Consider the following 18,637-nt stretch of genomic DNA (forward strand, 5'->3'; position numbering starts at 1 on the left):
GGTCCGCATGCGAAATGGCGGTGCGATGCGTGCGACAGCCGCTGCGGCGGTCTGCGGTGCCCTTCTGATGTCCCTGTCGGCCTGCGGTGGTTCGGCCGGCGGGAGCGGCGGGGCCGGTGACGGCCGTTCGAGTGAAGGTGCCCGGCAGAAGCAGTCGCGTACGACCGACCTGAAGCGCATCCCCGGTGTCGGGGACAGACTCCAGCGGCGGATCCCCGCCGAGTCCCGCCAGGTCGTCGCGGTCTACGGCGAGGGCGAGGACTCGGCCGACTCGACGATCGTCCTGTACACGAAGTCGGGCTCCACCTGGGACCGGACCCGCGTCTGGCAGGGGCACAACGGCAAGAAGGGGTGGACCACCGACCACAGGGAGAACGACAAGCGCAGCCCGGTCGGGGTGTTCACCCTCAGCGACGCGGGCGGTGTGCTGGCCGACCCCGGCGCGAAGCTCCCCTACACCCGCTCGGCGGGCTTCCAGGCACCGCACTACTGGGCCAAGTCGCACTGGAACGACTTCGACTACGTCATCGCCATCGACTACAACCGCGTCAAGGGCACCTCCCCCAACGACCCGACCCGTCCGCAGGGCCAGTCCAAGGGCGGCAGCATCTGGCTGCACATGGACCACGGCAGCGGTACGTCGGCCTGCGTGAGCCTTTCCGAGTCGGGGATGCGCCATCTCCTGCGTACGCTCGATCCGGCCGAGCACCCGGTCGTGGTCATGGGCGACAAGGCGCACCTCAAGGCCTGACCCCGGCGGTGCGCGAGTGCGTCAGTAGTAGTGGCGCAGGGAGGGCCACAGGCGCGACCACGGCAGGACCGTGCCCGAGCAGAGGACCACGGCGGCGGCCTGCTCCTCGTTGCGCACGCCGTGCCCGTTGTCCACGCGGGCGACCGGTCGGCACCCGGTGAAGTACCGCTCGATGCCGTCGGCGCCCTGCTGCCTGACGAGCAGTACGGGTCCGTCGGCGGTGTCCGGCGGCGGACCCCAGTCGGCGTAGGCCATGTGGCCGGAGTGGGGGCGCGGCAGTCCGAGGGCGGGACCGTACCGGTCGAGGGCGCCCGCCTCGCCGTAGTTCTGCGTGAAGAGCACCGCGCTTGCCCGCCGGCCTTCGGGTATCCCGGACCAACCCCGTGCCGCCGCGTCGGCCAGCTCGGGCCACCCCAGCTGCTCGCCCTGCTCCTTGTTGAGCGCCATCGGGACGTCCAGCGCCGACGGCGGCAGCACGGGCAGTGTCACCGCCGCGTTGATCACGACGGTCACGGCCACGGCGGCAGCGGCGCCCACGGCGCGCAGCCGGGACGCGCCCGCGCGCCGAAGCTGTTCGAGAGCCGGAGCACATCCCGCCGCGAGGAGGACGATCAGCAGCGGCACGGCGTAGTACCCCTTGCCGCCCAGTGCGAGCACCAGCAGGCACAGCAACGGGTAGGCGAGCGCGAACGGCCGGGCGAACCGCAGAGCGGGATCGCGCCACAGCCGCAGCCAGCCGGCCACCCACACGGGGACGAACAGCGGCGAGAGGTAGATGAGTTGCTGCGGCACGAACAGGATGCGGTTCTCCGCCCCGTCGTCCGCGCTGATGCCGCCCGCGACGGTCAACTGCGGCCAGCCGTGGGCCGCCTGCCACCACAGCGCGGGCGCCGCGACGACCAGGGCTGCGGCCGTGCCCGCGAACAGCCAGGGACCGCGCGGAAGTCGGCGCGCCCCCATCGGGAGCACGGCCGCGAGCAGCACGAGTACCAGCAGGGCCACCAGGTACTTGTTGAGCAGGCCCGCTCCGACACACAGACCCGTCGGGACCCACCAACGTCCGTCCCCGGTGCGCAGAAGGCGCAGCAGCAGCCAGCAGATGGCCAGCCAGGCCAGGAGATCGAAGGTGGCGGTCGAGAGCATGTGCCCGACGGCCAGCGGCTGCCCGCCCACCCCCGCGAGTCCTGCCGCGAGGACCTGGACCCGCCGGTCGCCGCCCAACTCCCGTGCGATCAGGGCGACCACGAAGAGAGTGGCGACGAGCGCGAGCGTCGCCGGGACCCGGAGCGCGGCCGGTGACTCCCCGAACACCTCGGTGGCCACCCGGGCCGCGAACGGTGTCAGCGGGGGCTGGTCGGTGTAGCCCCAGGCGAGGTGGTCCCCGGCGGCGAGGAAGTACAACTCGTCCCGGTGGTAGCCGTACCGGCCGGACAGCGCGGTGAGGACGGTGGCGAGGACGGCCGCCAGGCCCGCCACGGGGCCGAGCGCGAATCGGGGCAACCCGTGCGTCGCGGAGGCCCGTTCCCGATCCATCGCGCCCCCGTCGCCGTCCGGTGGCACCACGGTACTGAGCGCATCCGCGATCCGTCAGACCCCGGACGGATCGCGCGACAGCCATCTCCGGGTGAGCGCCTGCTCCGTCCGCCGGCTTCTGCCGGGCCCGTCACCGCCGGGCCCGTCCGCGACCGCCGGACGGTCCCGCGCCGCCCCGCCTCGTCCGCGCCGGTCGGACCCCGCCGCTCCGGCATGGTCGCAGCCGGCGGACCTTGACACTTCGGCCCGGCCGCAGCCGGCGGACCCCGCCGCCCGGGCCCGGTCGCTACCGGCGGACCCCGCCGCTCCGGTCAGTCCGCGACAGGCCCGGCGTCTCCCGGGCCCGTCCCCGCGGCCGTCCCGCCGTCGATCAACGTGTCGAGCAGCCCCCCGAGCACCTCGCGCTGCTCGCCCGTCAGCGGTGCGAGGATGTCCTCCGCCGCGGCCCGGCGCGCGCCCCGCAGCTCCCGCAGGGCCAGACGGCCGTCGTCCGTCAGCTCGATCCGGATCACGCGGCGGTTGCTGGGATCGGGGACGCGGCGCACCTTGCCGCTCGCCTCCAGGCCGTCGACCAGCGTGGTCACGGCCCTCGGCACCACTTCCAGCCGCTGCGCGAGATCGGCCATGCGCGGCGGTGACCCGTAGTGCGCGAGCGTGCGGAGCAGACGGGACTGGGCCGGGGTGATACCGAGCCCGCGCGCCTCCAGGTGCCGCTTCTGGATGCGGTGCACGCGACGGGTCAGCCGCAGCAACTGCTCGGCGAGCAGGCCGTCGGCGTCGGGGGAGTTCATGCCGGGAACAATATCAGGACCCTGTGCATTGTGAGCATAGGTAACAATGAGCTATGCTCCGTCAGTCATCGTCCGCCCGTCCTCCGAAGGAGCCCATGCCCCGCGACGACATCACCTGGACACCGCCACCCGTCGAGGCCGGACAGCCCCGGCAGGTGCGCCGCATCCTCGGACTCTTCCGCCCCTACCGCGGCCGCCTCGCGGTCGTCGGCCTGCTCGTCGGCGCCGCTTCCCTCGTCTCGGTCGCGACACCGTTCCTGCTCAGGGAGATCCTCGACACCGCGATCCCGCAGGGGCGCACCGGCCTGCTGAGCCTGCTGGCGCTCGGCATGATCCTCAGCGCGGTCCTCGGCGGGGTCTTCGGCGTCCTGCAGACCCTCATCTCCACGACCGTCGGCCAGCGCGTCATGCACGACCTGCGCACCGACGTCTACGGCCGCCTCCAGCGCATGTCGCTGGCCTTCTTCACCCGGACCCGCACGGGCGAGGTCCAGTCCCGCATCGCCAACGACATCGGCGGCATGCAGGCGACCGTCACCTCGACCGCCACCTCGCTGGTCTCGAACCTCACCAGTGTCATCGCCACGATCGTCGCGATGATCGCCCTGGACTGGCGGCTCACCGTCGTCTCGCTGCTCCTGCTGCCGGTGTTCGTGTGGATCAGCCGGCGCGTCGGCAACGAGCGCAAGCGGATCACCACCCAGCGCCAGAAGCAGATGGCGGCCATGGCGGCCACCGTCACCGAGTCCCTCTCCGTCAGCGGCATCCTGCTCGGCCGCACGATGGGCCGCTCCGATTCGCTGACCCGCGCTTTCGCGGACGAGTCCGAGGGCCTGGTGGACCTGGAGGTCCGCTCGAACATGGCGGGCCGCTGGCGCATGGCCGTCATCGGCATCGTGATGTCCGCGATGCCAGCCGTCATCTACTGGACCGCCGGCCTAGCCCTCCAGTTCGGCGGCGCCGCCGTCTCGCTCGGAACCCTCGTCGCCTTCGTGTCGCTCCAGCAGGGCCTGTTCCGGCCCGCGGTCAGCCTGCTGTCCACCGGCGTTCAGATCCAGGCCTCGCTCGCCCTGTTCCAGCGCATCTTCGAGTACCTCGACCTGCCCATCGACATCACCGAACCGGAGAACCCGGTCCGTCTCGACCGGATCAAGGGCGAAGTGCGCTTCGAGGGAGTCGAGTTCCGCTACGACGCTGCGAGTGCTCCGATCCTCGACGGCATCGACATCACGGTGCCCGCCGGAAGCAGCCTCGCCGTCGTCGGCTCCACCGGCGCGGGCAAGTCCACGTTGAGCCACCTGGTCCCGCGTCTGTACGACGTCACGGGCGGCCGTGTCACGCTCGACGGCGTGGACGTGCGCGACCTCGACTTCGACACCCTGGCCCGCGCGATCGGTGTCGTCTCCCAGGACACGTACCTCTTCCACGCCACAGTGGCCGACAACCTGCGCTTCGCCAAGCCGGACGCGACGGACGAGGAACTGCACTCCGCCGCCCGGGCCGCCCAGATCCACGAGCACATCGCATCGCTGCCGGACGGCTACGACACCGTGGTGGGCGAGCGGGGGCACCGGTTCTCCGGAGGAGAGAAGCAGCGCCTGGCCATCGCCCGCACGATCCTGCGCGACCCGCCGGTGCTGATCCTCGACGAGGCGACCAGTGCCCTGGACACCCGTACGGAGCGGGCCGTGCAGGAGGCCATCGACGCCCTGTCGGCCAATCGGACCACTCTCACCATCGCGCACCGTCTGTCCACCGTCCGGGGCGCGGACCAGATCGTGGTGCTCGACGCGGGCCGGACGGCCGAACGCGGCACGCACGAGGAGCTGTTGGCGAGACAGGGCCGCTATGCCGCCCTGGTCCGCAGAGACGCCCAGCTCGCACCGACAAGATGAAGATATGCCGGGTTTATGACGATATTCGGGTTACCGTGCCCGCATGGAGACCTACACCCCGCCCACTCCGCCACGGAGAACGACCCGACTGACACGCCGGGGCCGCACCGCCCTCATCGCGACCGGCGCCGTCGTGGCGGCCGCCGCCGTGGCGGTGCCGCTGATGAGCACGGAGGACGTCAAGGAACCCGCGGCCCTGGTGGTCCCGGAGGGCTGGCGCTCCGGCCAGGTGTACGAGGCCGTGGACAAGGCCCTCGCCCTGCCGGCCGGCACCACCAGGAAGTCCCTGGGCAAGGCGAAGCTCAAGCTGCCGACCGACGCGAGCGGCAACCCCGAGGGATACCTGTTCCCGGCGACCTACCCGATCGACAAGAAGTCGACCCCGGAAGCGCTGCTCACGTACATGGTCGAGTCGGCCAACAAGCGCTTCAGCGGAGGCGCCGTCACCGCGGGCGCCGAGCGGAACGCGATGAACGTCTACCAGACCGTCACCGTCGCGAGCATCGTCCAGGCCGAGGCGGCCACCAAGGCGGACATGGGCAAGGTCGCCCGGGTCGTCTACAACCGGCTCGACCGGGGCATGCCGCTCCAGATGGACTCCACGATCAACTACGCGCTGAACCGCAGCACGCTGCGCACCAGCCGGAACGACACGAAGCTCGACAGCCCGTACAACACCTACTCGCGCATGGGGCTGCCTCCGACGCCGATCACCAACCCCGGTGAGGAGGCCATGCGCGCCGCGGTCGCTCCCGCCCAGGGCGACTGGCTCTACTTCGTCACCGTGAAGCCCGGGGACACGCGGTTCACGGCCAATTACGAGGAGCACCAGAAGAACGTGGCGGAGTTCAACCGCGTCACACAGAGCGCCTCGCCGTCCGCCGGCTGACCCCGGTCCTGCCCAGCCACGCCCCCGGCCGAGCCGGCACCACGGTCCGGACACCCTCGCCCGGGCACTCCGAAACTGCGGACACCGCATCCGCTCGTACGACCCAGTGCGACCCACGGCTTCTTCCACTCGCTCGCCCGCGGCCGGCGGGACGTCACGCGGTGGCCGGCGCACCCGCCAGCAGCCGCCTGATGTCCCGTACGGCGGCGCGCCCGGCACGGTTGGCGCCGATGGTGCTGGCCGAGGGTCCGTAGCCGACCAGGTGGACGCGTGGGTCGGCCACCGCGCGCGTCCCCTCGACACGGATGCCGCCGCCGGGCTCGCGCAGCCGCAGCGGGGCCAGATGGTCGATTGCGGCCCGGAAGCCCGTGGCCCACAGGATCACGTCCGCCTCGATGTGCCGACCGTCGTCCCACGCCACGCCGTCGGGAGTGATCCGGTCGAACATCGGCTGCCGGTCCAGGACGCCGTCATCGATGCCTTGGCGGACCGCGTCGTTGAGCGGCAGGCCGGTCACCGACACGACACTCCTCGGCGGAAGCCCCTTGCGGACCCGTTCCTCCACGAGTGCCACCGCCTCCCGGCCCACGTCCTCGCTGAACGGGCCCTCGCGGAACACCGGGGGCCGCCGGGTCACCCAGGTCGTCGCCGCGGCGTACGGCGCGATCTCCAGCAGATGCTGTGTTCCGGACGCGCCGCCGCCCACCACGATCACCCGCTGCCCGGCGAACTCGCCCGGACCGGGGTACTGAGCCGTGTGCAGCTGACGCCCGCGGAAGGTCTCCTGACCCGGGTAGCGCGGCCAGAACGGCCGGTCCCAGGTGCCCGTCGCGTTGATCAGCGCACGCGTCGACCACACGCCGTCGGAGGTCTCGACGAGGAGCCGCCCGCCGTCGCCCTCGCGCACGGCCCGTACGTCGACGGGCCGCCGGACCCGCAGGTCGAAGGTGCGCTCATACGCGTCGAAGTACTCCGCGATCACCTCGGAGGACGGCCGCGCGGGGTCCACGTCGGTCAGTTCCATGCCCGGCAGCGCGTGCATGCCGTGCACCTTCTCGTACGTGAGCGACGGCCACCGGAACTGCCACGCCCCGCCGGGGTGCGGCGCGTGGTCCAGCACGACGAAGTCGCGCTCCGGCTCGAAGCCGGTGCGTCGCAGGTGGTACGCGCTGGACAGGCCCGCCTGTCCGGCCCCCACGACGACCACGTCGACGTCCCGCGCCTGTGCTCCGATGTCGTTCACGCTTCTACCAACTATGGAAGCGGTGCGGATCTTCCCGTCCCGTCGGCCGGGCCGTCGTCCGTGTCGTCTGCCGGCCTGCCGCCCGGGCCACCGCCCGGGCCACCGCCTGGGCCGGAGGCGTTCCCGTGGCGCCCGGGGGACGTGGGGGCGCCCAGGCGCGCCAGGAGCCGGCCCCGCAGCTCGGCGAACCGCCGATCGGTGACATCGCGCGGCCGTCCCATCGGGACCGCGGCCTCGTACGCGATCGCACCCTCGTCCAGTACGAGCACGCGGTCGGCGAGCAGGAGGGCCTCCTCCACGTCGCGCGTGGCCAGCAGCACGGCGCAGCCGCGGCGCCGCCACACGTCGCCGACGAGGTGCAGTGCCGCGGTCCGGGCGGCGGGGTCCAGGGTGGCGAACGGGTCGTCGAGCAGCAGCAGCCCGGGGTCGTACGCCAGCGCCTGTGCCAGGGCGAGGCGGCGGGCCTCCAGGTCGGTCAGCGCGCGGAGCCGGGCGGCGGCGCGGTGCGTCAGGCCCACTTCGGCCAACAAGCGCTCCGAGGCGGCGCGTTCGGTCCGGCCGGGCGGTCCGGGCAGGACGCTGCGCCACACCTTCCGCCATGGTTGCCCCGGTCGGGGAGCCGGGAGTGCCAGGGCTCTGCGGCGCGCCACGAGGACGGTTCCCGTGACCTCGCGGTCGAGTCCGGCGAGGACGCGAAGCAGGGTGGACTCGCCGCGGCCCCCGTGTCCGAGCAGGGCCACGAACTCGCCCGTTCCGACGTCGAGTCCGAGGTTGTCGAGGACTGGCCTGCCGTCGAAGACGCGCGTCAGCCCGGCGACCCGTACCGCCGGGGACGGGGACGCCGGGGCCTTCCGACGCGGCGCCCGCGTGTCGTGCGCGGGCGCCTGAGGGGTGTTCTCCGGCCGGTGAACGTGGATCGCCATGGCGCGGCGGCCTTTCGGGGGGACGGACGGCGAAGCCGGCCGGCAGACGGCAGACGGCAGACGGCGGTGGGGCGATCCGCGACGACGGTCGGTGCGTGAAGGCGCCCGATCTCCCCGGCGGGACGTGAGCCGACGTCCTGGCACCGGAAGGCGGAACGGGCGCCGCGGCACGAACTCGCGCGTGCCAGAAGGCATTTGACGACCGTGCGAACGGTCGCAGAGCAGGTGTCGGCGCTACGGAATCCGCCGGGAGACGGCACGGTACGTGCGCTCAGCGGGTGCCGGAACGCGCGGCGGGGGAATGGTGAAAGGGCGTCAGCGACCGCGGCGACACGCGGCGGAGGCCACCCGCAGCAGGTCGACGTGACCGCGCTTGGTGAGCATGGCTGAACGCGACATGCCGCAGAAAGTAGTCAGTCCGACCGCGCACGGTCAACGGCGTCTCGCGCGGTGGACCCGAGAGGTCCGGCACACGCGGCACGCGGAAGGAGCGCGAGAGGCGGGAGGAGTGAGGGGCGGGAGGAGGGAGGGGCGGTGCCGGGAGCGGAAGGCGAGCGGGTGGCGGGTCCGATGGCCGATCGGGCGCGGGTCGGCGGCAAGGAGCCCGAACCATGGGTGAGGATTGGCCCATGCCCGATGCCTTCACCACCCGTGTCCTGAACGTCTCCTCCGGGTCCAGGGAAACGGTCGTCGACCTCACCCGTGACTGCGAGGCCTTCCTGCGGGATGCCGCGGGCGGCCGCGACGGCCTGCTCAACGTGTTCGTGCCGCACGCGACCGCCGGTGTGGCGCTCATCGAGACGGGCGCCGGCAGTGACGGCGACCTCCTCACGGCCCTGCACTCCCTGCTCCCGGCCGACGACCGCTGGCAGCACCGCCACGGCAGCGCGGGCCACGGCCGTGACCACGTACTCCCGGCCATCGTGCCCCCGCACGCCACGCTGCCCGTGATCGGCGGACGCCTCGAACTCGGCACGTGGCAGTCCGTGTGCCTGGTCGACACGAACAAGGACAACCCCGACCGCACGGTCCGGCTGAGCTTCCTCGCCGGGTAGTCCCGCAGGCGGCGACGGCGACCACTCGGCGGAACAGCGGCTCCTCAGGTACGCGCGGCCCGCGCCCACGGCTCCAGGCCCGGGGCCCACGGTTCCAGGGCCGGTCCTACCGCCCCGCGGCCCCCGCCCGCAACCCGTCCATGACCAGGTCCAGGAGCCGGGTGGCGCGGGGCTGCCAGTCGCTGTGCGGGTCGATCTGCCAGAGGCCGCCGATGGCGAGGATCAGGTCGTCCGCCGTCACCCCGGGGCGGATGGTGCCCGCCTCCTCGTTCGCGCGCAGGAGCAGCTCGGCCGCGGCGGTCACCGGCGCGTTGCCCGGCTTCGCCAGGCCTCCGGTGCCGCTCGTGGCCTGGCGGATCGCGTCGGCCAGGCCCGCCTTGGCCATGGCGAACCGGGCCAGGCGGTCCATCCACTCGCGCAGCGCCTGATCGGGCTCCCGGGAGCACAGCAGTTGGGCCGCGCTGTCGGCGACCTGCTGCATCTCGTGGCGGTAGATCTCCAGGACCAGCGCCTCGCGGTTGGGGAAGTTCCGGTAGAACGTGCCCTGCCCGACCCCCGCCTTCTTGGCGATGGCGCTCAGCGGGGCGTCGGCGGCGCGGGTCAGCTCGGCCAGCGCCACTTCCAGAATGCGTTCGCGGTTGCGCTGCGCGTCCGAGCGCAGCGGCGCGTCCTTCCTCTGCCCCACGGGTGCCTCCTTCACGGGGTCCGGCCGAACCCCGTCTTGCTAACCGGACAGCTGTCCACTACGTTTTCCTGCTAACGGACAGCTGTCCGGTTAGCTCCACCATAGCGGTGGGTGCGGTGGACCCGGGCGGCCGATGGCGGTCGCCGGCGGCTGTTCCTCCCCGCATCCTGCATGTTTTCGGACCCGACTCGCTACGTACAGCGCTCCTCGGCACGTCTCCTGATCCGTCCGGCCGCCGGACCGTCGTCCGACCCGTTCGGGACACGCGAAAGAAGGCACAGCATGACCCCACCGACGTCCAGCGCCATCACCCTGCACATCAACGGGGAGAAGCGCACGCTGCCCGTCGACCACCGCACCACGCTGCTCGACGCGTTACGCGAGAAACTCGACCTGACCGGCACCAAGAAGGGCTGCGACCAGGGGCAGTGCGGCGCCTGCACCGTGCTCCTCGACGGCCGCAGGACCGTCTCCTGCCTGCAACTCGCCGTGGCGGCCGAGGGCCGCGAGATCACCACCATCGAGGGCATGGCGGAGGGCGACCGGCTGCATCCGGTGCAGCAGGCGTTCCTCGACCTCGACGGCTACCAGTGCGGCTACTGCACACCCGGCCAGATCTGTTCGGCCGTCGCCGTGATCGAGGAGCACGCGGCGGGCTGGCCGAGTGCCGTGACCGACGACGTCCGGCCCGAGGCGGGGCCGCCACCGCTGACTCCGGAGGAGATCAGGGAACGTATGAGCGGCAACCTGTGCCGCTGCGGCGCGTACGTGTCGATCGTCGAGGCCGTCGCCCGGGCCGCCGCCGGACGGACGACCGCGGAGTCCGCCGGGCACCCGACCGTCGAAGCGGCCGGTCGCACGGCCGTCGAAGCCGCCGGACGGGCGACCGCGGCGAAGGCCGGGGAGGCGGCGGCATGAGGGAGTTCGGATACCGGCGGGTCCTCGACGTCTCCGGCGCGGTCGCGCTGCTCGACGCCGACCCCGACGCGAGGTTCCTCGGTGGAGGCACCAACCTCGTCGACCTGATGAAGACCGGTGTCGAGCGGCCCGCCCGGCTCGTCGACATCCGTGAACTGCCCCTGGACCGGATCGAGTCGGCACCGGACGGCGGGCTGCGCATCGGCGCGACCGTCACCAACAGCGACCTCGCGGCCCACCCCGAGGTCCGGCGCCGCTACCCGGCGTTGGCGCAGGCCGTCCTCGCCGGGGCCTCCGGACAGCTGCGGAACATGGCCACGGTCGGCGGGAACCTCCTCCAGCGCACCCGCTGCGGCTACTTCGCCGACGTGACCAAGCCGTGCAACAAGCGTGTGCCGGGCAGCGGTTGTCCCGCCATCGGGGGAGACCACCGCAACCACGCGATCCTCGGCGCCTCCGACCACTGCGTCGCCACCCATCCCTCGGACATGGGCGTGGCGCTGACGGCCTTCGACGCGGTCGTGTCGTACGAAACGGCCGCGGGGCCGGGCGAGTTGCCGCTCACCGACCTCTATCTGCCCGTGGGCGACACCCCGCACCGCGAGACCGCGCTGCCGCCCGGGGCGCTCATCACCGGCGTCACCCTGCCGCCCGCTCCCGTCGCCGCCCACTCGCGCTACCGCAAGGTCCGCGAACGCGCCTCCTACGCCTTCGCGATCGGCTCGGTCGCCGCGGCGCTGGACGTGCGCGACGGAGTCGTACGGGACGCCCGCCTGGCCTTCGGGGCGGTCGCCTCCCGGCCCTGGCGGGCCACGCGGGCCGAAGCCCTGCTGGCCGGAGCCCCGGCCGACGCGGCCACCTTCGCCGCCGCGGCGGACGCCGAACTGGCCGCCGCCCGGCCCCTGCCCGACAACGCGTACAAAGGGACCCTGATGCGCAACCTCGTGGTCGCCGTGCTGACCGAACTCGCCAAGGAGGCCGGCCGATGACCGCGCCCACCGCACTGCGTGGCGCGGTCGGCACCGCGCACGCCCGGGTGGAGGGCCGCGACAAGGTCACCGGCGCCGCCCGCTACGCCGCGGAGATCCCCTTCGCCGAACTCGCCCACGGCTGGCTGGTGCTGTCCACCGCGGCCCGCGGCCGCATCCGCTCCGTCGAGGCCGGGCCGGTGCTCGACATGCCGGGCGTCCTGACCGTCCTGCACCACGGCACCGCGCCGCGCGTCGACAGCGAGTACATCGGCATGCTCGGCGTCCCCCCGGACCCGAGCGTCGCACTCTTCCAGAACGACCGGGTCCCGCACGCCGGATGGCCGGTCGCCCTGGTGGTCGCCGAGACGTCCGAGCAGGCCAGGGAGGCCGCCGAGGCCCTGGTGGTGCACTACGAGGAGGAACCGCACGACATCGGGTTCGACGCCGGGCGGACGGACGCGTACCCGGTGGACGGGCACATGCCGGCCGTGACGGAGAAGGGGGACCTCGCCGCCCGGCTCGCCGAGTCCGCCGTCGTCGTGGACGCCGAGTACACCACCCCCGAGGAGCACCACAACCCGATGGAGCCGCACGCGGCGACCGCACGGTGGGACGGCGGCCGGCTGGACGTCGTGGACTCCAACCAGGGCAGCACCTGGGTCGCCGACGAGCTGTGCAAGCTCTTCTCGCTCGACCCGGCCTCGGTGCGGGTGCGGTCCGAGCACGTCGGGGGCGGCTTCGGCTCCAAGGGCGTCCGCGCCCACCAGGTGGCCGCCGTGATGGCCTCGACCCTCCTCCAGCGCCCGGTACGCGTGGTCCTGACCCGGCGTCAGATGTTCTCCCTCGCCGGATACCGCAGCCCCACCATCCAGCGGGTCAGGCTCGGCGCCGACCCCGACGGGCGGCTGCGCGCCCTGGAGCACGAGTCGTTGAGCCTCACCTCGACCGTGTACGAGTTCGTCGAACCGAGCGCCGGCGTGGCCCGGGCGATGTACGACGCCGACGCCCACCGCACGGCCAACCAGGTCGTACGGCTCGACGTGCCCACACCCACCTGGATGCGCGCGCCGGGCGAGGCACCCGGCTCGTTCGCGCTGGAGTCGGCGCTGGACGAGCTGGCCGAGAAGTGCCGCATCGACCCGATCGCGCTGCGCGTCCGCAACGAGCCCGGGACGGGACCGGTGTCCGGGCTGCCGTTCAGCAGCCGCAACCTCGTCGCCTGCTTCGAGGAGGGCGCCCGACGGTTCGGCTGGGCGGACCGCGACCCACGCCCGGGAATGCGACGCGACGGGCGCTGGCTGCTCGGCACCGGCACGGCCGCGGCCTCCTTCCCCGCGGGCGCCGGCCCCTCCACGGCCGCCCTGACCGCCGAGGCCGACGGCTCCTTCACCGTGCGCATCGCGGCCTCGGACATCGGAACCGGCGCGCGGACCGCGCTCACCCTGATCGCCGCGGACGCGCTGGAGACGGCACCCGAGCGCGTCCGTGTGCGCATCGGCGACAGCGACTTCGGCCCGGCGATGATCGCCGGCGGTTCGATGGGCACCCGCTCCTGGGCCTGGGCGATCACCGTCGCGGCGGGCGAGCTGCGCGAGCGGCTGGCCGCGGGCAACGGCATCCCGCCGGAGGGCGTCACCGTGCGGTCGGACACGACCGCGGCCATCGGCGCGCTCGCGCAGAAGGAACGGCACTCCTTCGGCGCGCAGTTCGCCGAAGTGGCCGTCGACGCCGGCACCGGCGAGGTACGCGTACGGCGCATGCTCGGCATCTTCGCGGCGGGCCGCATCGTCAACCCGCTCACCGCGCGGGGCCAGCTGGTGGGCGGCATGACCTGGGGCATCTCCATGGCCCTGCACGAGGAGGCGGTACGGGACCGGGTCTCGGGCGGCCATGTCGGCGCCGACCTCGCGGGCTACCACGTCGCCTCGCACGCCGACGTCCCGCACATCGAGGCGGACTGGATCGACGACCCCGACCCCGACGACCCGGTCGGCATCAAGGGCATCGGCGAGATCGGCATCGTGGGTGCCGCGGCGGCCATCGCCAACGCGGTCCGGCACGCGACCGGCGTACGCCACCGGAGTCTGCCGATCCGGCCCGACCGCGTCCTCGCCGCGGGCACCGGGGCGCAGGATGCTTGACCTCGCGGAGGAGCTGCACCGCTGGACCGAGGAGGGCAGGGACTTCGCCGTCGCCACCGTCGTGTCCGTGAGCGGCAGCGCCCCGCGCGGACCCGGCGCGGCCCTCGCGGTCGACAGCGAGGGCACGGTCGTCGGCTCGGTCTCGGGCGGGTGCGTCGAGGGGGCGGTCCACGACCTGTGCGTGCGCGCCCTCACCGACGGCGAGACCGTGCTCGAACGCTTCGGCCACAGCGACGACGACGCGTTCGCCGTCGGGCTGACCTGCGGCGGAACCATCGACGTCCTGGTCACGCCGGTCACCGCCGGCAGCCCGGACCGGGCGGTTCTCGGGACGGCGCTGTCGGCCGCCGCCCGGAACGCGCCCACGGCGGTCGCACGTGTCGCCCGGGGGCCCGCCGGACTCCTCGGCAGGGCCCTGCTGGTGCGCCCCGACGGCTCGTACGAGGGCGGGCTCGGCGGACGTCCGGTGCTGGACCGGACCGCGGCGGCCGAGGCCAGGGCCCTGCTGGACGCGGGCGGCACCGGGGCCGTCGAACTCTCGGAGGACGGCTCGCACTGCCCGGGAGGCCTCACCCTGCTCGTCGAGTCGAGGGTTCCGCCGCCCCGGATGATCGTCTTCGGGGCGATCGACTTCGCCGCGGCCCTGGTCCGCGCGGGCAAGTTCCTCGGCCACCACGTGACCGTGTGCGACGCCCGGCCGGTCTTCGCCACCCGCAGGCGCTTCCCCGAGGCGGACGAGGTCGTCGTGGACTGGCCGCACCGCTATCTGCGGAGCACCCCGACGGACGGTCGCACGGTCCTGTGCGTACTCACGCACGACGCCAAGTTCGACGTGCCGCTGCTCACGGAGGCCCTGCGGATGCCGGTCGCGTTCGTCGGCGCGATGGGCTCCCGGCGGACCCACGCGGACCGGGACCGCCGGCTGCGCGAGGCGGGCCTCCGCGAGCGCGAGCTGGCCCGCCTCAGGTCGCCGATCGGCCTCGACCTCGGCGCCCGTACGCCCGAGGAGACGGCTCTGTCCATCGCGGCGGAGATCGTCGCGGTGCGGCGCGGAGGCACGGGCGTCCCGTTGACAGGGACGGGCACGTCCATCCACCGGGACGGGGGAGAGCGGGGCGTGGTGGAGGCCGCCTGACGTTCCCGTCGACGGCCGTTCGCCCCCGGCCGTCGGCCCCCCGGGTCCGGACACCCCGCCCCCGCACTGTGCCGGGGCGGGGCGGGGCGGGGCTTCCGGACCTGGGTCACGCGGGTCCGGACACCGGGCCGTCCGCCGCTTGGAAGGACCGCAGCCGCAGGGAGTTGCCGACGACGAAGACCGAGGAGAAGGCCATGGCCGCACCCGCGATCATCGGGTTGAGCAGGCCCGCCGCGGCGAGCGGCAGCGCGCCCACGTTGTAGGCGAAGGCCCAGAACAGGTTGGACCTGATGGTGCCGAGGGTGCGGCGGGCGAGGCGGATCGCGTCCGCCGCCGCGCGCAGGTCGCCGCGTACGAGGGTCAGGTCCGACGCCTCGATCGCGGCGTCCGTGCCCGTGCCCATGGCCAGCCCCAGATCGGCCTGCGCGAGGGCGGCCGCGTCGTTGACGCCGTCGCCGACCATCGCGACCGAACGGCCTTGCTCCTGCAGTCTCCTGACGACGTCGACCTTGCCCTCGGGGAGGACTTCGGCGATGACGTCGTCGGCGTCGATGCCCACCTCGCGCGCGACCGACACGGCCACGGCCCGGTTGTCCCCGGTGAGCAGGATCGGGGTGAGTCCCAGCGCGCGCAGTCGCCGGACCGCCTCCGCGCTCGTGTCCTTGACGGCGTCGGCGACTTCGAGCACGGCGCGCGCCTCCCCGTCCCAGGCGACCGCGACGGCGGTGCGTCCGGCCGCCTCGGCCCTCTCCTTGGCCCGTCCCAGGTCCGGCGGCAGTTCCACGCCCTGGCGGGCCAGCAGGCGTTCACCGCCGACCAGCACGGCGTGGCCCTCCACGACACCGCGCACACCGAGTCCCGGCACGTTGGCGAACTGCTCGGGCGCCGGCGGTGGTCCTGCGGCGGCCGACGCGCCCTCGGCGACGGCGCGGGCCACCGGATGCTCGGACGCGTGCTCCAACGCGCCTGCCAGGCGCAGCACTTCGTCCCGGTCGGTGCCGCCGGCGGTGTGCACTGCGAGCAGGGTCATGCGGCCGGTGGTGACGGTGCCGGTCTTGTCGAGGACGACGGTGTCGACGCGGCGGGTGGACTCCAGGACCTCGGGTCCCTTGATGAGGATGCCGAGTTGGGCGCCGCGGCCGGTGCCGACCATGAGCGCGGTCGGGGTGGCGAGGCCGAGGGCGCAGGGGCAGGCGATGATCAGTACGGCGACGGCGGCGGTGAACGCGGCCGTGAGCCCTGAGCCGTTGCCCAGCCAGAACCCCAGCGTGCCCAGTGCGAGGGCGATGACGACCGGTACGAACACCGCCGAGATCCGGTCGGCGAGCCGCTGTGCCGCGGCCTTCCCGTTCTGTGCGTCCGACACCAGCCGTGCCGTGCGCGCGAGTTGGGTGTCGGCGCCGACGCGGGTGGCCCGCACGACGAGTCGGCCGCCGGAGTTCACCGTGGCCCCGGTGACCGGGTCGCCCGCGGACACCTCCACGGGCACCGACTCCCCGGTGAGCATCGAGGCGTCCACCGCCGAGGAGCCCTCGACGACGGTGCCGTCCGTGGCGATCTTCTCGCCGGGCCGTACGAGGAACCGGTCGCCGACCTTCAACTCGGACACCGGCACGGTCCGTTCGCCCCCGTCGGGGTGCAGTACGGTGACGTCCTTCGCGCCCAGCTCCAGCAGCGCCGCGAGCGCGGCGCCCGCCTTGCGCTTGGAGCGCGCCTCGAAGTACCGGCCCGCCAGGATGAAGGCCGTCACGCCCGCCGCGGCCTCCAGGTAGATGTTCCCGGCACCGTCCCCGCGGGCGATGGTCAGTTCGAAGGGGTGCTTCATGCCGGGTGTTCCCGCCGTGCCCAGGAACAGGGCCCACAGCGACCACAGGAACGCGGCGGAGGTGCCGACGGAGATCAGCGTGTCCATGGTGGCGGCACCGTGCCGGGCGTTGACGTAGGCCGCCCGGTGGAAGGGCCACGCGGCGTACGTCACGACGGGCGCGGCCAGGGCGAGCGACAGCCACTGCCAGTACGTGAACTGGAGCGCGGGGACCATGGCCATCGCGACGACGGGCACGGCCAGCACCACAGCGGTGACCAACCGCTCGCGCAGCGCGCGGAGTTCGTCGTGCGCCGCGCCTTCCCCGTCGCCGTCCCGTCCTTCGGCTCCGTCCCCGTCGCCGGTCCGCGGCTCGGCCCGCGCGGGCCGGTGCTCCTTCGCGGTGTACCCGGTGGACTCGACGGTGGCGATTAGCTCCTGGACGGAGACCTCGTCGGACCGGCTGACCCTCGCCTTCTCGGTGGCGTAGTTGACGGTCGCGGTGACCCCGTCCATGCGGTTCAGCTTCTTCTCGATCCGGGCCGCGCAGGAGGCGCAGGTCATGCCGCCGATGGCCAGTTCCACCTCGGTGCCGGTCGTCGTGGTGTCCATGGCTGCTCCTCGTGCGGATCGGTGCCGTCCGTGCCATGTATACCCCCAAGGGGTATGTGGTGCAAGCGGCCCATCCCGCTTGACTTTATACCCCCTAGGGGTATGTTTGCGGCCATGGAGGGCCCCGATCCGAGCCGTGGGTCCTCGACCCCGGGGAGACGACCATGAACACCGGACTGAGGATCACCGCGTTCGCCGCCGCCCTGGCCGCGACCTTCGGCACCGCGTACGGAGCGGGCAGGGCGCTCGATCCCGTCGTCGCCGAGAGCGCGGCCCCCTCCCACGACAAGCACGCCGAGGCGACGCCCGAACCGGAGGGGGGCGACGGCCACGCGGACCACGAGCCGGAGCGGGCGGTCGCGGGCGGCCTCCAGGTGTCCGAGGGCGGCTACACCCTGGACCTGCGGACCCGGCGCGTCGAAGCCGGGCGGCAGGCCGACCTGCGTTTCACGGTCGAGGACGGCGACGGCCGCCCGGTCACCTCGTACCAGCGCGAGCACGACAAGGAACTCCACCTCGTCGTCGCCTCGCGCGACCTCGTCACCTACCGCCACCTGCATCCCGTCCGCGCCGCCGACGGGACCTGGAGCGTCCCCGTCGAACTGCCCCGCGCGGGCGGCTACCGGGTCTTCGCCGACTTCACCCCGGCGGGCAAGGGGGCCGAGAACCTCACACTCGGCGCCGACCTCGCGGTCTCGGGCCCCTTCGAGCCCGAGCGGTTGCCGGCACCGCGCGCCACGGCGCGGACGGACGGATACGAGGTCGAGCTGACCGGCGGGCTGCGACCCGGCGCGGCGGGCGAACTGACGCTGAACGTCTCACGCGGCGGCAGGCCCGTCACCGACCTCCAGCCCTACCTGGGCGCGTACGGCCACCTGGTCGCCCTGCGCTCCGGCGACCTCGCGTACCTGCACGTCCACCCGAGCGGGGAGCCGGGCGACGGCCGGACGCGGCCCGGCCCCGGTGTCTCGTTCGAGGCCACGGCGCCGAGCGCGGGCGCGTACCGCCTCTTCCTCGACTTCAAGCACCGCGGTGTCGTCAGGACCGTGGCCTTCACAGTCCACGCGGGGGCCGCGCCGTCGGACGCCGACGGCCACGACGGCGGCGGGCACGCCGAGGAGACGCCGGGCGGGCACGGGCACTGAAGGCCGGCGCCCGCGGGCCGATGCGCCGGCGGGTCGGCAGGCACGCCCGGGAAGGCAGGAGGCAAGGCGGAAGGCGGCGGGACGTGGTTTATGGACCGAGTCCGGGCCCCGGGCTGAGTCCGGGCCCGGGCCCGGACTCAGCCCGG

Annotated in this window: 16 protein-coding genes; 9 read left to right on the forward strand and 7 right to left on the reverse strand. The window is 73.5% G+C overall.

What is annotated here, in order from left to right:
• The first annotated feature begins 7 nt into the window (after positions 1 to 7).
• Positions 8 to 751, forward strand: a complete 744-nt coding sequence (locus IE265_RS19860) for a L,D-transpeptidase family protein (protein ID WP_190036967.1) — start codon at positions 8 to 10, stop codon at positions 749 to 751.
• Positions 752 to 772: 21 nt separating this feature from the next.
• Here IE265_RS19860 and IE265_RS19865 read toward each other — a convergent pair whose 3' ends face one another.
• Positions 773 to 2,284, reverse strand: coding sequence for an ArnT family glycosyltransferase (locus IE265_RS19865; RefSeq protein WP_190036968.1), 1,512 nt, complete (start codon positions 2,282 to 2,284; stop codon positions 773 to 775).
• A gap of 311 nt (positions 2,285 to 2,595) precedes the next feature.
• Entirely contained in the window at positions 2,596 to 3,075 is a 480-nt protein-coding gene (locus tag IE265_RS19870) for a MarR family winged helix-turn-helix transcriptional regulator (RefSeq protein ID WP_190036969.1), read from the reverse strand.
• A 95-nt stretch (positions 3,076 to 3,170) separates the two neighbouring features.
• Here IE265_RS19870 and IE265_RS19875 point away from each other — a divergent pair, with 95 nt between their 5' ends.
• Complete coding sequence (locus IE265_RS19875) at positions 3,171 to 4,970, forward strand: ABC transporter ATP-binding protein (RefSeq protein WP_190036970.1); 1,800 nt, start codon at positions 3,171 to 3,173, stop codon at positions 4,968 to 4,970.
• Positions 4,971 to 5,013: 43 nt separating this feature from the next.
• Positions 5,014 to 5,859 carry an endolytic transglycosylase MltG gene (gene mltG / locus IE265_RS19880; RefSeq protein ID WP_190036971.1) on the forward strand — a complete coding sequence of 282 codons (846 nt, stop codon included), beginning with the start codon at positions 5,014 to 5,016 and terminating at the stop codon, positions 5,857 to 5,859.
• Between the two features lie 154 nt (positions 5,860 to 6,013).
• Here mltG and IE265_RS19885 read toward each other — a convergent pair whose 3' ends face one another.
• The 3 genes from IE265_RS19885 to IE265_RS39330 form a co-directional block, all read right to left on the reverse strand.
• Entirely contained in the window at positions 6,014 to 7,102 is a 1,089-nt protein-coding gene (locus IE265_RS19885; protein WP_190036972.1) for an NAD(P)-binding domain-containing protein, read from the reverse strand.
• Between the two features lie 11 nt (positions 7,103 to 7,113).
• Complete coding sequence (locus IE265_RS19890) at positions 7,114 to 8,025, reverse strand: ATP-binding cassette domain-containing protein (RefSeq protein WP_190036973.1); 912 nt, start codon at positions 8,023 to 8,025, stop codon at positions 7,114 to 7,116.
• 315 nt (positions 8,026 to 8,340) lie between these two features.
• Positions 8,341 to 8,424, reverse strand: a complete 84-nt coding sequence (locus IE265_RS39330; protein ID WP_373302988.1) for a putative leader peptide — start codon at positions 8,422 to 8,424, stop codon at positions 8,341 to 8,343.
• A gap of 230 nt (positions 8,425 to 8,654) precedes the next feature.
• Here IE265_RS39330 and IE265_RS19895 point away from each other — a divergent pair, with 230 nt between their 5' ends.
• Positions 8,655 to 9,080, forward strand: coding sequence for a YjbQ family protein (locus IE265_RS19895; RefSeq protein ID WP_190036994.1), 426 nt, complete (start codon positions 8,655 to 8,657; stop codon positions 9,078 to 9,080).
• A gap of 106 nt (positions 9,081 to 9,186) precedes the next feature.
• Here the strand turns inward: IE265_RS19895 and IE265_RS19900 are convergent, their stop codons facing one another.
• Positions 9,187 to 9,765, reverse strand: coding sequence for a TetR/AcrR family transcriptional regulator (locus tag IE265_RS19900; protein ID WP_190036974.1), 579 nt, complete (start codon positions 9,763 to 9,765; stop codon positions 9,187 to 9,189).
• Positions 9,766 to 10,047: 282 nt separating this feature from the next.
• On the opposite strand from IE265_RS19900, the gene IE265_RS19905 reads away from it, so the two are divergent.
• Genes IE265_RS19905 through IE265_RS19920 form a run of 4 tightly spaced genes read left to right on the forward strand, consistent with a single transcriptional unit; the run spans position 10,048 to position 14,930 of the window.
• On the forward strand, positions 10,048 to 10,683 hold the full coding sequence (locus IE265_RS19905) for a 2Fe-2S iron-sulfur cluster-binding protein (protein ID WP_190036975.1): 636 nt from the start codon (positions 10,048 to 10,050) through the stop codon (positions 10,681 to 10,683).
• The gene (locus tag IE265_RS19910; RefSeq protein WP_190036976.1) at positions 10,680 to 11,672 is read left to right on the forward strand and encodes an FAD binding domain-containing protein; all 993 of its coding nucleotides are present in this window, start codon (positions 10,680 to 10,682) and stop codon (positions 11,670 to 11,672) included. Before IE265_RS19905 ends, IE265_RS19910 begins: the two co-directional genes overlap by 4 nt.
• Complete coding sequence (locus tag IE265_RS19915) at positions 11,669 to 13,795, forward strand: xanthine dehydrogenase family protein molybdopterin-binding subunit (protein WP_190036977.1); 2,127 nt, start codon at positions 11,669 to 11,671, stop codon at positions 13,793 to 13,795. Before IE265_RS19910 ends, IE265_RS19915 begins: the two co-directional genes overlap by 4 nt.
• A complete protein-coding gene (locus IE265_RS19920; RefSeq protein WP_190036978.1) occupies positions 13,788 to 14,930 on the forward strand; it encodes an XdhC family protein in 1,143 nt (380 codons plus the stop codon). Before IE265_RS19915 ends, IE265_RS19920 begins: the two co-directional genes overlap by 8 nt.
• 106 nt (positions 14,931 to 15,036) lie before the next feature.
• Here IE265_RS19920 and IE265_RS19925 read toward each other — a convergent pair whose 3' ends face one another.
• Positions 15,037 to 17,346: a heavy metal translocating P-type ATPase gene (locus IE265_RS19925; protein ID WP_190036979.1), complete on the reverse strand. Its 2,310-nt coding sequence runs from the start codon at positions 17,344 to 17,346 to the stop codon at positions 15,037 to 15,039.
• A gap of 164 nt (positions 17,347 to 17,510) precedes the next feature.
• Between IE265_RS19925 and IE265_RS19930 the strand changes: the two genes are divergently transcribed.
• On the forward strand, positions 17,511 to 18,491 hold the full coding sequence (locus tag IE265_RS19930) for a DUF8832 domain-containing protein (protein WP_190036980.1): 981 nt from the start codon (positions 17,511 to 17,513) through the stop codon (positions 18,489 to 18,491).
• The last annotated feature ends 146 nt before the right edge of the window (positions 18,492 to 18,637 follow it).

The organism is Streptomyces fructofermentans, assembly GCF_014651055.1.
GTDB lineage: Bacteria > Actinomycetota > Actinomycetes > Streptomycetales > Streptomycetaceae > Streptomyces > Streptomyces fructofermentans.

Excerpts from the sequence above, each read along its gene's own strand:
- IE265_RS19860 (WP_190036967.1), top strand. The coding sequence starts at position 8 with ATGCGAAATGGCGGTGCGATGCGTGCGACAGCCGCTGCGGCGGTCTGC.
- IE265_RS19865 (WP_190036968.1), bottom strand. The coding sequence starts at position 2,284 with ATGGATCGGGAACGGGCCTCCGCGACGCACGGGTTGCCCCGATTCGCG.
- IE265_RS19870 (WP_190036969.1), bottom strand. The coding sequence starts at position 3,075 with ATGAACTCCCCCGACGCCGACGGCCTGCTCGCCGAGCAGTTGCTGCGG.
- IE265_RS19875 (WP_190036970.1), top strand. The coding sequence starts at position 3,171 with ATGCCCCGCGACGACATCACCTGGACACCGCCACCCGTCGAGGCCGGA.
- mltG (WP_190036971.1), top strand. The coding sequence starts at position 5,014 with ATGGAGACCTACACCCCGCCCACTCCGCCACGGAGAACGACCCGACTG.
- IE265_RS19890 (WP_190036973.1), bottom strand. The coding sequence starts at position 8,025 with ATGGCGATCCACGTTCACCGGCCGGAGAACACCCCTCAGGCGCCCGCG.
- IE265_RS39330 (WP_373302988.1), bottom strand. The coding sequence starts at position 8,424 with ATGTCGCGTTCAGCCATGCTCACCAAGCGCGGTCACGTCGACCTGCTG.
- IE265_RS19895 (WP_190036994.1), top strand. The coding sequence starts at position 8,655 with ATGCCCGATGCCTTCACCACCCGTGTCCTGAACGTCTCCTCCGGGTCC.
- IE265_RS19905 (WP_190036975.1), top strand. The coding sequence starts at position 10,048 with ATGACCCCACCGACGTCCAGCGCCATCACCCTGCACATCAACGGGGAG.
- IE265_RS19910 (WP_190036976.1), top strand. The coding sequence starts at position 10,680 with ATGAGGGAGTTCGGATACCGGCGGGTCCTCGACGTCTCCGGCGCGGTC.
- IE265_RS19915 (WP_190036977.1), top strand. The coding sequence starts at position 11,669 with ATGACCGCGCCCACCGCACTGCGTGGCGCGGTCGGCACCGCGCACGCC.
- IE265_RS19920 (WP_190036978.1), top strand. The coding sequence starts at position 13,788 with ATGCTTGACCTCGCGGAGGAGCTGCACCGCTGGACCGAGGAGGGCAGG.
- IE265_RS19925 (WP_190036979.1), bottom strand. The coding sequence starts at position 17,346 with ATGGACACCACGACGACCGGCACCGAGGTGGAACTGGCCATCGGCGGC.
- IE265_RS19930 (WP_190036980.1), top strand. The coding sequence starts at position 17,511 with ATGAACACCGGACTGAGGATCACCGCGTTCGCCGCCGCCCTGGCCGCG.